Source organism: Clostridium sp., from assembly GCF_050717535.1.
Classification (GTDB): domain Bacteria; phylum Bacillota; class Clostridia; order Clostridiales; family Clostridiaceae; genus Clostridium_AD.
The window spans coordinates 44,987-58,828 of record NZ_JBOITM010000075.1; the positions used below are offsets into that span (position 1 = coordinate 44,987).

Annotated in this window: 14 protein-coding genes; 7 read left to right on the forward strand and 7 right to left on the reverse strand. The window is 30.0% G+C overall.

Annotation, left to right across the window (positions count from 1 at the left end; all coding sequences use genetic code 11):
• Window positions 1–72: 72 nt before the first annotated feature.
• Window positions 73–372, reverse strand: a complete 300-nt coding sequence (locus tag ACREVU_RS14295) for a hypothetical protein (protein ID WP_431552280.1) — start codon at window positions 370–372, stop codon at window positions 73–75.
• A 155-nt stretch (window positions 373–527) separates the two neighbouring features.
• Complete coding sequence (locus tag ACREVU_RS14300) at window positions 528–2,576, reverse strand: ATP-dependent helicase (RefSeq protein WP_431552281.1); 2,049 nt, start codon at window positions 2,574–2,576, stop codon at window positions 528–530.
• A gap of 139 nt (window positions 2,577–2,715) precedes the next feature.
• Between ACREVU_RS14300 and ACREVU_RS14305 the strand changes: the two genes are divergently transcribed.
• Together ACREVU_RS14305 and ACREVU_RS14310 are read left to right on the forward strand one after the other, a co-directional pair.
• Entirely contained in the window at window positions 2,716–4,194 is a 1,479-nt protein-coding gene (locus tag ACREVU_RS14305) for a nicotinate phosphoribosyltransferase (protein ID WP_431552282.1), read from the forward strand.
• Window positions 4,195–4,240: 46 nt separating this feature from the next.
• Window positions 4,241–4,600, forward strand: a complete 360-nt coding sequence (locus ACREVU_RS14310; RefSeq protein WP_431552283.1) for a hypothetical protein — start codon at window positions 4,241–4,243, stop codon at window positions 4,598–4,600.
• 57 nt (window positions 4,601–4,657) lie between these two features.
• Here the strand turns inward: ACREVU_RS14310 and ndk are convergent, their stop codons facing one another.
• Complete coding sequence (ndk, locus tag ACREVU_RS14315) at window positions 4,658–5,131, reverse strand: nucleoside-diphosphate kinase (RefSeq protein ID WP_431552284.1); 474 nt, start codon at window positions 5,129–5,131, stop codon at window positions 4,658–4,660.
• A gap of 84 nt (window positions 5,132–5,215) precedes the next feature.
• Window positions 5,216–5,431, reverse strand: coding sequence for a hypothetical protein (locus ACREVU_RS14320; RefSeq protein ID WP_431552285.1), 216 nt, complete (start codon window positions 5,429–5,431; stop codon window positions 5,216–5,218).
• 232 nt (window positions 5,432–5,663) lie between these two features.
• Here ACREVU_RS14320 and ACREVU_RS14325 point away from each other — a divergent pair, with 232 nt between their 5' ends.
• The gene (locus ACREVU_RS14325; protein ID WP_431552286.1) at window positions 5,664–6,023 is read left to right on the forward strand and encodes a winged helix-turn-helix transcriptional regulator; all 360 of its coding nucleotides are present in this window, start codon (window positions 5,664–5,666) and stop codon (window positions 6,021–6,023) included.
• A 184-nt stretch (window positions 6,024–6,207) separates the two neighbouring features.
• Window positions 6,208–6,558, forward strand: coding sequence for a hypothetical protein (locus ACREVU_RS14330; RefSeq protein WP_431552287.1), 351 nt, complete (start codon window positions 6,208–6,210; stop codon window positions 6,556–6,558).
• 75 nt (window positions 6,559–6,633) lie between these two features.
• Here the strand turns inward: ACREVU_RS14330 and ACREVU_RS14335 are convergent, their stop codons facing one another.
• The gene (locus ACREVU_RS14335; protein WP_431552288.1) at window positions 6,634–7,260 is read right to left on the reverse strand and encodes an NUDIX hydrolase; all 627 of its coding nucleotides are present in this window, start codon (window positions 7,258–7,260) and stop codon (window positions 6,634–6,636) included.
• Window positions 7,261–7,478: 218 nt separating this feature from the next.
• On the opposite strand from ACREVU_RS14335, the gene ACREVU_RS14340 reads away from it, so the two are divergent.
• Complete coding sequence (locus ACREVU_RS14340; RefSeq protein ID WP_431552289.1) at window positions 7,479–8,753, forward strand: MFS transporter; 1,275 nt, start codon at window positions 7,479–7,481, stop codon at window positions 8,751–8,753.
• 154 nt (window positions 8,754–8,907) lie between these two features.
• The gene (locus ACREVU_RS14345) at window positions 8,908–10,167 is read left to right on the forward strand and encodes a D-alanyl-D-alanine carboxypeptidase family protein (RefSeq protein ID WP_431552290.1); all 1,260 of its coding nucleotides are present in this window, start codon (window positions 8,908–8,910) and stop codon (window positions 10,165–10,167) included.
• A 135-nt stretch (window positions 10,168–10,302) separates the two neighbouring features.
• On the opposite strand, the gene ACREVU_RS14350 is transcribed toward ACREVU_RS14345, so the two are convergent.
• Window positions 10,303–10,590 carry an ArsR/SmtB family transcription factor gene (locus tag ACREVU_RS14350; RefSeq protein WP_431552291.1) on the reverse strand — a complete coding sequence of 96 codons (288 nt, stop codon included), beginning with the start codon at window positions 10,588–10,590 and terminating at the stop codon, window positions 10,303–10,305.
• Window positions 10,591–10,892: 302 nt separating this feature from the next.
• Complete coding sequence (locus ACREVU_RS14355; RefSeq protein WP_431552292.1) at window positions 10,893–11,789, reverse strand: DMT family transporter; 897 nt, start codon at window positions 11,787–11,789, stop codon at window positions 10,893–10,895.
• 269 nt (window positions 11,790–12,058) lie between these two features.
• On the opposite strand from ACREVU_RS14355, the gene ACREVU_RS14360 reads away from it, so the two are divergent.
• Complete coding sequence (locus tag ACREVU_RS14360) at window positions 12,059–13,819, forward strand: phosphoenolpyruvate carboxykinase (ATP) (protein WP_431552293.1); 1,761 nt, start codon at window positions 12,059–12,061, stop codon at window positions 13,817–13,819.
• Window positions 13,820–13,842 lie beyond the last annotated feature (23 nt).

The following is a 13,842-nucleotide window of genomic DNA, read 5'->3' on the forward strand; positions in this document are numbered from 1 at the left end:
TTATTAAGCTCATATTCTATGAATATGAGCTTAATAAAATTATATAACATTATATAACAATATTCAACAAAACTACTGCATTAACTTAATTACTCCAGAGTTTTCTGATATATATGGTAATTCTTTTATAATATTGTAAATATATTTAGGTTTTAATTTATCATCTTTCAAAACCTGCTCTAATGATAATTCATTGTAGTACAATAGCTTACACCAAAAATCCACAAAATCATCTCTTGTAATAAAAATCACATTACCTCGCTCTTTAACTGTAAATCCGCAATTAAATTTCTCCAAAATTTCTACATTTGGATAGTCTTCATCTGCCAAAATTCGGCGTACATCCTCCCACATTTTCTTAAATGGAATCATAAAACCCCTCCTAATTGAACAATTTACTTTCTTAGTATGCCAAGTATCCTTGTTATGTAAAATATTACGTCTGATTACATTATATGTTTTTTTCTTTTCCTTTGCAAGCAAAGAATAGAATCAATAGAATGCATTGTTTAATTTATAACTCTATTTTATACTTTCGAAATTAAAGCATTATTATATAACACCTCAGCATCAAATTTTCTTATAATTCCACCCTCGAATTCAAGATTTATATCTCTATTAGTAATAGAAATTACTTTTCCAGTTCCAAAATTTTTATGTAATATAATATCTCCTTCTTTGAAAGGTAAGTTCGCTCCGCCTTCCCCCATAATTTTGCATTCCACAACAAATCGTGAAGTTTCTTTTACTTTTCCTTTTACACTTTTACAAATGCTAAGCCAAACATTATCTATGGCTCTTGTTATTCCTACATAAAATAGTCTTCGTTCTTCTTCTATGTTTTTATCCATGCTATTTACATGTGGGATATTTTCCTCATTACAATTAATTAAAAATACATTTTTAAACTCCATACCTTTTACGCCATGAATTGTACTAAGTATTACAGCATCCTCATCCACATTTTTCTTTCCTTTACTAATTTCTTCTTTAACCTGATCTACATGGGCCAAAAAAGCAATAATAGAGTTATAGCCTTCTATAGATTGTCTAAATTCGTCAATAACATCCTCCATCTCCCCTAAATGAATTTTAAATTTGCTGCAGTACTCCACAATATAGTCATGATAGCCAATACTTAAAACTATATTATCTATTGCGCTTTTAAGTGAAAGTTTGTTCAAAATATGAATATCTTTTTTTAACTTATCTAACATTTTCATTTGGAACACTGGTATTCCTTCAGATTCCTTTAACATTTCAAAGCAGTCTTCACGTACAATATTTCTTCTTAATTTATCTAAATTTAATTTACTTATATATCTAAAGGGCTTATTAATTATTCTAAGAAAGCTAAATTTATCAGAGCTATCAATACTTAGTTTTAAATATGCAATTATATCCTTACAAATGAAATGCTGAAAAAAGTCATATTCCCTATCTAAAAGCTTAAAAGGTATTCTTTTTTTAATAAAAATATCTATTATACTTCTGCACTCTACATTTGTTCTGTACAATATGGCATTATCACTATAATTTTTATCCTGTGTTTCCTTGCGCCTTTGGATAATACAACTAATCTCCTCTGCCTGAGAGTTTTCATTTATATTATTAATTACAACAATACCGCCGTCCTTCTCTTTAAATGCCACTATGTCTTTTTCATTTCTCATTTTGTTATTCCGTATAATATTCATGGATATTTCCACTATATTCTTTGGACACCTATAGTTAGTTGAAAGAGGCAGCTTCCCTCCCCCTTTAAAGTGCTGTGAAAACTTAACCATACACTCAGGGTTTGATCCCCTAAACCCATAAATACATTGGTCCTCATCGCCTACTGCAAAAATAGAATTATCTTCATTTAGTAGTTTTAATATCTCCACCTGCATAGAATCGCAGTCTTGAAACTCATCAACTAAAATATGCTGAAACAGACTTCTATATCCCTGTAGCACCTTGTAATTTTTTATAAACAAATCTCTACAGCCTATTTGTAGATCATCAAAGTCATATAAGTTTTTTTCTTTCCTATACTGCTCATATATATTATAGGCTGCTGTAAATATTCCTTTATCAATACTAGGAGCAAAATTTTCCATTGAATCACCGCTTGTTTTAAATACAGAAATACTATTTATTACCTCTTTTACTTTTTCATCACTTACCTCATCTAAATAGGACATTAAAACATTTTTTATTAGCTTATATACCTCAAGTGTGTCTATTATAGCTATCTCACCATAATAATTTTTGAGAATTTTATAAAATAAGCCATGGAAGGTTCCAAAAAACGGAACTCTGTCTCTTCCATTTATAGCAATATATCTATTTTTCATATTTATTGCCGCAGCTCTTGTAAAAGTAATGACAATAATATTTTTAGGACTAGTCTTTTGCTCATTTATTAAATTAACAATTCTATTAACAATAACCACCGTTTTACCTGAACCTGGCCCCGCTGTAACTAACAAATTCCTACTATCTGAAAAAACAGCTGCTCGTTGTTCTTTACTTAATTTTGTATTTATCCTGCTATTACTTACTTTATTATTCATACTGATTTTTGTCTCCATTTTCATTCACCCGCTTTAAATTGTCGTATATTATGTTTATACCCAAAACCCTATTGTAATAATCCTATTTAAACATTAAAATATAAATATGTTATAATTTCATTATATACTTTTATTAAATTTCAAAGGGGAAAAAATTATGAATTACTCAAAAGAATTCAATATACACAATGAAAGAAACCTAACAATGCTAGTAGACTTTTATGAATTAACTATGGGAAACGGTTATCTCCATAATAATGTTCAGGACAAAATTGCCTACTTTGATATGTTTTTCAGACGAATTCCTGATGGCGGTGGATATTGTATCATGGCTGGGGTACAACAATTAATTGAATATCTTTCAAATTTAAAATTTTCAGAAGATGATATATCTTATCTTAAAAGCAAGGGCACTTTTTCAGAAGAGTTTATAAATTATCTAGTAAATTTTAAATTTACTTGTGATGTATGGGCAGTGCCAGAAGGCTATCCTGTTTTTCCAGGGGAACCTTTGGTTATAGTTAAAGGACCTGTTATGCAGGCTCAATTTGTTGAAACAATGGTGCTTCTCACAATAAATCACCAAACCTTAATAGCTACAAAAGCAAGTAGAATATGTAGAGCTGCAAAACATAGACCCGTTATGGAATTTGGTTCTAGACGTGCTCAGGGTTATGATGGGGCTATATATGGGGCTCGTGCAGCCGTAATTGGTGGTTGTGTTGGTACTGCCTGTACCATAGCTGATGAAATGTTTGGCATTCCTGCACTAGGTACCATGGCTCATAGTTGGGTGCAGCTTTTTGATTCTGAATATGATTCATTTAAAGCTTGGGCTGAAACTTACCCTGATAATTGTGTACTACTTATAGATACCTATAACGTACTACTATCTGGTGTTCCAAATGCCATAAAGGTATTTAATGAGATACTTAAACCTATGGGCAAAAGACCTAAAGGAATCAGGATTGATAGCGGAGATATTACTTATTTAACAAAAAAAGTCAGAATAATGCTAGATGATGCCGGATACGAAGATGTAAAAATCACTATTTCCAACTCACTTGATGAATATATAATAAGAGGAGTTTTGGAAAACGGAGCACAAATTGATAACTTCGGTGTAGGTGAACGACTTATTACTGCAAGATCAGAACCAGTATTTGGTGGTGTTTACAAGCTTGTTGCTATTGAAAATAATGGAGAAATAATACCAAAAATTAAAATCAGCGAGAATGAAGAAAAAATCACCAACCCCGCTTTTAAAAAGCTATATAGAATTTTTGATAAAACTTCACACAAGGCTATTGCAGATTTCATAACCTTACATGATGAGGTAATTGATGAAAGTAAACCACTTGAAATATTTAATCAAATATACACTTGGAAAAAGAAGAAAATTAAAAACTTCTATGTGAAAGATCTTATGGTTAAAATTTTCGAAAACGGACAGCCTATATATGAATCTCCCTCAGTTTTGGAGATAAAAGCACTTTCGGCTAAAGAAGTTTCTAAATTATGGAGTGAAGTTTTAAGATTTGAAAACCCACATGCATATTATGTGGATCTTTCTTCGGATTTATGGAATCTTAAGCAAGGATTATTAAATTATTATTCTGAAAGCTTTGAGGAATAACTAGAACGTTTTGTTATCCACCTCAAAGAACAACTAGGAGGTATTTATGGAGCAAACGCTAAAAATCAAGCTTTCAAAAGCAGCTCATGCTGAGCTTATTAAAATGATTAAAAAAAGTGTTGACTATTCTAGTATAAGATTTGTGTATACAAGTGGTTGTTGCAAATCTGCTAAAGTTGATATTTATTTAGACAATTTTAAAACAGGTGATATTAAAAATAATATTGATGATTTGCCAATATTATATGAGAACACTCTTTTGGACAACATTAACGAACTTACAATAGCCTATACAGATTCTAGATTTTGGGTTAAAACAGTATCTCCAAAAGATATTAACAAACATAGTTCCAAGGCTAATAGTGATTCCTGTAATGGTTGCTCTGGAAGTTGCGGTTCTCATTAGTTCTTATTTAAAATAATAAAGAAGGAAACCAATATTAATTTGGTTTCCTTCTTTTTCTTATACATTTATTAATGGGCCATCAATCTTTTTGAATGAATCCACATTTTTCTTATACTTATCTTCATAAGTAAGTTCTGGAAACCAAATTGCAATTTCACGTTCTGCACTTTCAGGACAATCTGAGGCATGAACTAGATTGTGAGTTTTATCTAATGTAAATTCCCCTCGGATGCTAGCTAGTTCTGCTTTTACAGGGTCCTTATCTCCATTGATTTTACGCACTACATCAATAGCTTTTTCGCCCCTAATAATCATTGCACACATTTTACCTTCAGTAACATAGTTTATTAATTCTTCAAAATATTCTCTTCCCGCATGTTCGATATAATGTTGTTTTGCATCATCCACTGTAGCAGTAATCATTTTTAATGCCACAATTTCTAGTGACTTTTCTTCATAATGATTAAGAATTTTCCCAATAAGTCCTCGTTTAACTCCATCAGGTTTAATTAAAACTAAGGTTCTTTCCATATAAATTCACTTCCCTGCTCTTTATTAATTATAAATTTAATTATATCCCATAATTACATAAAATACACAACTGCACAAAAAATCCTATGAATATTTTTCTTTATATAACATTTTTAATTGGGAATTGAAATCATCATTAAACAAATCATAGTCAGAAATATTTTTGATAGTGAAAGGTTTGAAATTTTTTAGCTCAACGAATGGACATTTACCACCATTCTCTGCCCATTTATATAATGCACACTCCTTAAAACAGTCTATTTCTTCTTCTATAGTTGTTAGAAAAGGACACTGTAACATTTCATCACCTCATTCCCATAATTTTCTATTATCGTAACATTATAAGACATTTAAGCAATAATTTATAGTGTTTTTATAAATTAATTTACAAAATAATTTATTCTAGTCTTTGCATATAAAATATATCAATGATATAATTGTATTTATTAGAGCTTTTTAATCAAGTACTCACTTAATAGTAACTTAGTATATTAATAACACTTACCCACTCACATCAATACTAGGAGGTATTATGAGCGACAAAATAATGAAGATAAACAATAAAGAATATAGTTGTGCCATTGAATTAACCCTGGATATTATAGGTGGTAAATGGAAACCAATTATTCTCTGGAGATTAGCCAAAAACGGTGTATTAAGATTCAGCGAATTGAAAAGATCCATGGGCATAATAACACAAAAAATGTTAACACAACAACTTAGAGAATTGGAAGCATATGAAATGGTTAATAGAAAAGTATATGCCGAAGTCCCTCCTAAAGTAGAATATTCGCTAACAAAGCAAGGCAAAAGTGTGATGCCTATTTTAGACATTATGTGCAAATGGGGAACAGATTATTTTGAAAGTGTTGAAGAACAAAAAAAAGAATAGTATTTTTTTAAAAGAGAGTGAATTTTCCCTCTCTTTTTTTGATGTTTCGAAATTAGATATACTTGAATGCTCACATATTTTGTATATGATATAAACATATGTTTTAATTTTTAGGGCATATTAATTATACTAATATATTTTTTTGATTATCTTAGTAATGATATTTCTAAAAGGAGTGATTTTTATGAATATTACTAGCATCTCTTTAGCCTATATATTTTTTGGAATTTCTATAGTAACATTTGTATTTTTTTTATACTACAAATTCCTAGTAATTAACACTGGGGATAAAAGCAAAAGACGGGATAAAATTATTGGTTCTATGAAAGACCCGGATAATTGGAGACACAGAAATAATATCATGGCATTTATATCCTTGTTTTGGGCATTTGTCTCACAAACTGCTTTTATATATCTAAAATTTTTCAATAAATCAGGGTTGATATCTATTATATATGTTTTTGTGTATATAGCCGTTGTTGTGTTAAGTGTTTCAATATTCCTCAAGAAAAAAAAACTTTTAAGCAGTAAATAAGTATATCTAATAAAAAAGCCTCCATTTAATTATAAGTATAAATGAGGGCTTTTTTAAATCATCTAAAGTATGATTTTAAATCTTATTACTGTTTTTTAAAACCTCAATAAAACTTTTAACTATTTGCGCTGTAAAACCCCATATTATATAGTTATTGTACTCATAAAAGTACTCATCTAAATACCCTTTTCGAAACTTATACTCTTTACCTCCATTTATTAAATGAAAAGGAAAACCTTCTTGGTTTACAGGCCCTATCTGCATTTTATAAAGCAATGGCTCATGTTCTAAGAAAAATTTTAATGGGACTTTAAATATATGATGGACTTCATCAGCACTAGGTGTTATTTCACCATATTTTAATTTACTAACAAAAGCATACATAATATTTCCATAAGGACTTATATAATAGTCCATATCTCCTATAAATTCAATTTGATCTCTTTTTAAATTTAATTCTTCCATGGTTTCACGTAGCGAAGTTTCCCTTGGATCCTCATTTTCTTCAACTTTCCCTCCAGGTAAACAAACATCCCCTGGCTGATTCCTTAATTTAAGAGCACGCACTTCAAATACTATAGATAATTCCCCTAAGTCCTCTGTAAATAATATCATAACTGAACTTTCCTTAAATTCCCCTATGGCCTTGGAATGTCTATTTTTAAATATTTTCTCTAGCTTATTTATTATGTTAATCACCACCAAATTTATATTAAAGTAATAATATCACAATTGGCTAACAAAAACATATGTTTTATTAAAAATATGATTAAGGGTGATATTTACAAAATATTTAAATAATAGTATAATAGATAATATTGTAACAAGGGCTATAAATTTATTTTTTATGCCCTTTTTTAAACTTCAAATTTATTATGGTTGTAAAAAAAGTTTGTTTTGTTTACATAGGGGGCTAAAAAATGAAGAAGCTATCATCATTACTTAATCCGTATAGAGGACTTCCAAAAGAAATTTATGTGATTTTTGTTTCGAAAATTATAAATGCCATGGGATGCTTTGTCATGCCACTACTTACCCTTATTCTTACAGAAAAAATCGGTTTATCTAAGGAGTTGTCAGGAGTTTACATTAGTGCATCAGGATTAATATCTATGCCTGCAGCTATAATTGGCGGCAAATTAACTGATATTATTGGCAGAAAAAAGGTTATTATTATATTCGATTTTTTATCTGCCATGTTATATATTGTTTGTGGTTTTATGAATCCATCCATGAATATGATTTACGTATTGATGCTTGCATCTGTAAGTATGTTTATTGCAGGTCCGGCTCACGATGCTCTTATTGCAGATTTAACAACACCTGAAAATAGGGATGGTGCCTATGCGTTAACTTATATGGGGTGGAATATTGGTTTCGCCATAGGTCCAATTATTGGTGGACTTCTATATGAAAATCATTTAGCCCTTGTATTTATAGGAGATGCGGCAACTGCAATTATATCCCTTAGTTTAATATCTATTTACATTAAGGAAACTATACATCTTACAAAACAAGAAGTTACACAAGAGTGTAGAACTTTAGAAGCTAGAGAAGAAGGAACAATATTATCAGTGCTCTTAAAGAGGCCGATTCTCATATATTTCGCCTTATGTACTTTTGGATACAATTTTGTTTATTCCCAGTGGTCTTTTATGATGCCAATACATTCCACACAAAATTTTCTCAGCCTTGGGGCTAAATATTATGGCCTAATGGCAGGCTTTAATGGATTAACAGTTATGCTTTTCACTCCTTTTATAACTAAAATTTTTGAAAACGTAAATCATATTAGAAAAATGGTTTATGGTGGCCTTTTATATGCAGTGGGATTTGGCATGCTAGGCATATTAAATACATTACCCTTCTTCTTTTTGTCTGTACTCATATTTACTTTTGGAGAAATTATTTTGTCAATAAGCATTCCACCATTTATTGCAAATCATACGCCTATGTCACATAGAGGTAGAATGAATGCCGTTCTTCCCATAATATTTGGAATGGGCTATACTCTAGGACCTATAACTATGGGCAAAGCCTTGGGATATATAAGCATAGAATCTGCATGGCTAATTTTAGGTCTGGTAGCATTTATATCCTCGCTATTTATGTGTATTCTTGAAAAATATGATAAAAAACAGAATAAGAATAGAGACTATATTAAATTAGAACATAATAATGATTTTATAGCATAACATAAAAAATGTTTTAGATTATACTCAAACCTATATTTTGGTAATTTTTTTCAAAAAACCAATGCACCTTGTTCTTAATATATTAAAATGATATACTTATTTTATGTTTATCAGTTGATAGATATAAAATCTGATTATAATGGAGAGATGAAAATTGAAGAGAATAAACCGACTTTTATTATTTGCACTAGTATTTACTTTAGTCTTTTCTACAACTGCTTTTGCTACCGCTCAGCCACTAGAATTAATTGGTAAAGCTGCTATTTCTGTAGATATAGATACTAATGAAATTATTTACACCAAAAACATTGATAATAAGATGTATCCAGCAAGTATTACAAAACTTATTACAGCCTTACTACTTGCTGAAAATAAGAAGACAACTGATAATTTAATCTATACAAAAAATGCAAAAAATCAACCAGCTTTCTCTTATAATCTAAATGTTCATCCTGTAGCAATAGGAGATACAATGTCAGCCGACAACGTAATGGACGGGCTTCTTCTTTATTCTGGAAATGATATTGCATATATGATTGCAGATAACATTGGTGGAAATCCTACTAATTTTGCTAAAATGATGAATGAAAAAGCTGCTAAGTTAGGAATGAAAGGGTCTCATTTTATCACACCCAATGGTTTGGATGATGTAAATGATGGACATTATACAACCCCTTATGACTTAACTCTTTTAGGTAGAGCTGCATATAAAAATGAATGGGTAAAAAAATCTATGGGCAAAAAAACAAGCTCAATAAAATCTGCTAATGGCCCGGTCGCTATTGTTGAGAATAGGAACAAACTTCTTGGAGTTGACGGTAACTTAGGTGGCAAAACTGGCTATACACTAAAGGCTGGAAGATGCTTAATTTCTATATATGAACGTAACGGTCGTCATATCTTAGGTGTTGTTATGAACTCTGAAAATGATGCAAAAGATACAAAGGTCTTTGAAGATATGCAAAAACTAATTGATTGGAGTTATGCCTCTAAAAAAGAAGTGCTTAACAAAAAAGATACTACACTTAAAACAATTTCTGTACCCTATAAAGTTATTCCATTTATAGGACCAGAAAGAACAATTAACATTCCATTAGAATCAAAAGAAGATGTTACTTTTTATAATAATGATATCAAACCTCAAACTACTATTAAAGTTTCAGGAATAAATCCATGGAAACTTGATAAAAAGACTTCTATTGGAACTTTAGAACTTAAACAAAGAGATGTAAGCAAAAGTATTAAATTATATCCAATGATTTCAAAATCTACTCTCCTTAAAGATAATATAATTATCTATGCCGCAATAGCTGTTTTGCTAATTGTGTTTATAGTATTAATTTTGTTATTAATTGCTTCTATAAATAGACGTAAAAATCGTGGTGGTGGTAGTAGAAGAAGAAATAGATATTAAGTAATCATTTTAATAACTGCAAAAGAGCTTATATTAATTTTTAAATTAATATAAACTCTTTTTTATATTCGTTATTGTATTGTGCTAATTTCCAGTAGCACATACTTTTTCAAAATTATTAGAATTAAATTTAAACTATTCTTCATCTGGGAACATTGCATTTACAACATTTACGATAGTTTCATTACAAATTTTATAATTAATTTGTAAGCCATCTCGTTCACCTTTTATAATTCCTAAGGATTTTAGCTTTTGAAGGTGTTGAGAAACCGTAGATTGAGGAATGTTTAGACAATCCTGCATATAACTAACATTGCAGCTCCCTTTACTCATAAGTCCTCTAATAATACATATTCTAACGGGATGAGCAAGGGCTTTTAATAATTCTGCTATTTCTGTATATTGTTGAAAATTCGCCTCCATAATTGGTCTCCTTTTATATATGAATAAATTTTAGTTTTATTTTTAATAAAATAGAATGAAGTATCATAAATATATGAATACAACAATATAGATTATTATATTGCTATATTCTTATATTAATATATTGCGATATCAATGTCAATATTTCAACAAGGTTTTTATTAATGCATAACAACAAAGTGCCACCCACGTGGCAAGTGGCAAAATTGACAAGCTCTAGCATATAAATATTATCCACCTCCGCAAGCTGTTTCCTATACAACAAAAAAATATTATCTACTTTTCTACTGCGATACTTTATCTCATATCCTCTTGAGTTTTCTAAGGTTTATCCTACCATCCAAACTCACTAAAGTTACACCTATTATTATGATAATACACCCTATTACCTGCCAAATAGTAACAACTTCATGTAGTATGAATCCAGCAGCAAATAAACTCATAATAGGTTGTAAATTTATATAGGTTGTTATAACAGTTGCTCCAAGCTCTTTTAAACAATGTACATACAGTACATACCCAATGCAAGAGCAAAAGATTGATAAGAATATTAAATTTAAGACAACTTTTGTAGATGGAATTTGCAATGGACTTAAAAATAGTGAAGGACTGAGAAACAAGGACCCCCACATAATTTCATAAGTAGTTATAGTAATAACTTTATAATTACCTTTAAAACTACTACAAACCATGTTATAAATCACCCAAGAAAAGACCGCTCCAAGTGCCATCAAATCTCCTATATTTCCTTTTGATAATAAGCTTACCCTTTGCTTAGATGCAATTATTATAATAATTCCAACTAAGCTTAAGGTGGCACCAAATATTTTCCCATAGGTCAGTTTTTCTTTATAAATTAGCCTTTGAGAAAATATAGTAAATACTGGTATAGTCGCAATTAAAATTGCTACGTTTGATGCTGAGGTATATGCTACAGAATAGTTTTCAAATATAAAATATATTGCTACTCCAAATAGCCCTCCTAGTGCAAATTTGAGCTTGTCCGCTTTTAAAACTTTCTCTTCCGGGAATTTTACTTTTAATATTATAAATAAAATTATTGCGGCTAACATAAATCTATAAAATGCAGATAATGCAGGGCTTACCTCTTGTGATACAACCTTTATGCTCAAATAAGATAAACTCCAGATAAACATTAAAATTATTGCCATTACATGAGATGTTCTTTTGTTTTTCACAATACCACGCCCTTTACTTTTTATTTAACATACGACAAAATAAACAATAGTATTATTATATCTTAAAATTACCAAAGATTACACCATAATATTATTCGAATTTTTTATTGAAATACTATTTTTGCAATTTCAATGTTGCCAATATTTCATTTTCAGAGTATTATAGTGTAGTATTGAAATATTAATTACTGATTATGATAATATATGTTATAATAAAATTCATTTTGTTTTTCTAAAAAAATTGTATACTAACCTATGGAGGTGCAGATTTGAAAAAGGAATTTTCTTTAAGTAACGACAATGTAATGATAAATTTCACTGCTAAATATTGTAATAGTCCTGAAAAGCTATTAGAAAGTACAGGTTTTAGAAGAGTCTTTAATTCTTACCTCAAAAAGATAAAGAAAAAAAACTCAAATATCTATAAATATTTAATCCAAAATGCGCGAACAGAAAATGAGGACTTAGATGTTTTTATGATACATTTATTTAAACTCTTATCAGTACTAAATGTAAATGAGATTATAAATTTAAATACAAAATATAGTTCACTTATTAATAGCCGCGGTACTTTTGTTGATTTTATAGAAGATTTCTATAGTTTTTGGAGAAAGCTTGAAAGATACACGGTAATTCACAACAATAAAATTAATGAGGGTTTAGAGAAAACAAGTTTTATTGAAGCTAACAATGATTTTTCTATGCTTATACTTAATTTATACAGAAAAATTGAGGAGAATGTTCTTGGCTATAAGCCTATGGTTTACAGGCAACTACCTGCTGGTGGAAATGCGGGCCTAATTGTTAATAATGCAAATTGGCCAATTCCTTCAGGATATGAACTATTAAAAGATGTTCCCTTTATTGAATCAATAATGCTAGATTTGCCTTATATAAGCTACCCTAAAAAAAATACTCGTGATGGAATTTTTCAGGAATGTTTTGAAAACCCATTGAAAAATTGTACTTTAAAAACAGACCATTGGTTTTGTTATCCGGCTAAAATAGGAACACTACTTGCCTTCATCTATGTGCACAGAGATTTTATGGCTCATGCAATAACCCTATGTAACTTATTCGAAATGGCTCGTGAAAAAGAATATAGGAACATTAAGCCCGATATAGTTTTTGTGTTTGGTGCTAAAGATTCTATTAGTTCTAAAAATATTCCCTCTAAGGTCAAAACAGTATTCTATGATGATATAGAAAATGATATTATGCTTGGCTATATTAGTTATAGTGAAGAAATTGATTACTTCGGCTATGTAAAGAAAATGGCCTTAACTCTTCATAACCTAATAATGATTAAACGAGGCTATTTACCAATCCATGGTGCAATGGTAAACATTGTTATGAATAATGGTAAAAGTGCAAATGTTGTTATTATGGGCGACAGCGGAGCTGGTAAATCTGAATGCCTAGAGGCCTTTAGAAGTTTAAGTGAGGATTATATCAGCGACATGACCATAGTATTTGATGATATGGGTGTTGTAACTCTAAACTCTGGCGACAAACCCTTGGGCTTTGGAACAGAAATTGGTGCTTTTGTAAGACTAGATGATTTAGACGCAGGTTATGCTTTTAAAGAAATTGATAGAAGTATCTTTATGAATCCTGATAAAATCAACGCACGACTTGTTATGCCTGTAGCAAGCTATAAAGATATTATTAAGGGATACCCTATAGATTTATTCCTTTATGCAAACAATTATGAAGAAGTAAAAGACGGTAATGAAGAAATTAATTTCTTTACTAACCCAAAGGATGCTATTGATGTTTGTAAAAGAGGGGCAAGAATAGCAAAAGGTACTACTACAGAATTAGGCCTTGTAACCTCCTATTTTGCAAATCCTTTTGGTCCTGTACAAAAACAAGAACTAGTAGATGTGCTTATAGACCAATATTTCGAAGAATTTTTCAAAACAGGAGTAAAAGTTGGACAAATTCGAACTTCCTTGGGTGTAAAAGGTCAAGAAAAATATGGTCCCAAAAAAGCTGCTAAGAAATTATTTGATTTGATCATAAAATGAAAAAAAGAGTATATATTACTACT

What these genes read in the sequence shown, in the direction of transcription:
- ACREVU_RS14295 (WP_431552280.1), bottom strand. Translation starts at nt 372, where the DNA reads ATGATTCCATTTAAGAAAATGTGGGAGGATGTACGCCGAATTTTGGCA.
- ACREVU_RS14300 (WP_431552281.1), bottom strand. Translation starts at nt 2,576, where the DNA reads ATGGAGACAAAAATCAGTATGAATAATAAAGTAAGTAATAGCAGGATA.
- ACREVU_RS14305 (WP_431552282.1), top strand. Translation starts at nt 2,716, where the DNA reads ATGAATTACTCAAAAGAATTCAATATACACAATGAAAGAAACCTAACA.
- ACREVU_RS14310 (WP_431552283.1), top strand. Translation starts at nt 4,241, where the DNA reads ATGGAGCAAACGCTAAAAATCAAGCTTTCAAAAGCAGCTCATGCTGAG.
- ndk (WP_431552284.1), bottom strand. Translation starts at nt 5,131, where the DNA reads ATGGAAAGAACCTTAGTTTTAATTAAACCTGATGGAGTTAAACGAGGA.
- ACREVU_RS14320 (WP_431552285.1), bottom strand. Translation starts at nt 5,431, where the DNA reads ATGTTACAGTGTCCTTTTCTAACAACTATAGAAGAAGAAATAGACTGT.
- ACREVU_RS14325 (WP_431552286.1), top strand. Translation starts at nt 5,664, where the DNA reads ATGAGCGACAAAATAATGAAGATAAACAATAAAGAATATAGTTGTGCC.
- ACREVU_RS14330 (WP_431552287.1), top strand. Translation starts at nt 6,208, where the DNA reads ATGAATATTACTAGCATCTCTTTAGCCTATATATTTTTTGGAATTTCT.
- ACREVU_RS14340 (WP_431552289.1), top strand. Translation starts at nt 7,479, where the DNA reads ATGAAGAAGCTATCATCATTACTTAATCCGTATAGAGGACTTCCAAAA.
- ACREVU_RS14350 (WP_431552291.1), bottom strand. Translation starts at nt 10,590, where the DNA reads ATGGAGGCGAATTTTCAACAATATACAGAAATAGCAGAATTATTAAAA.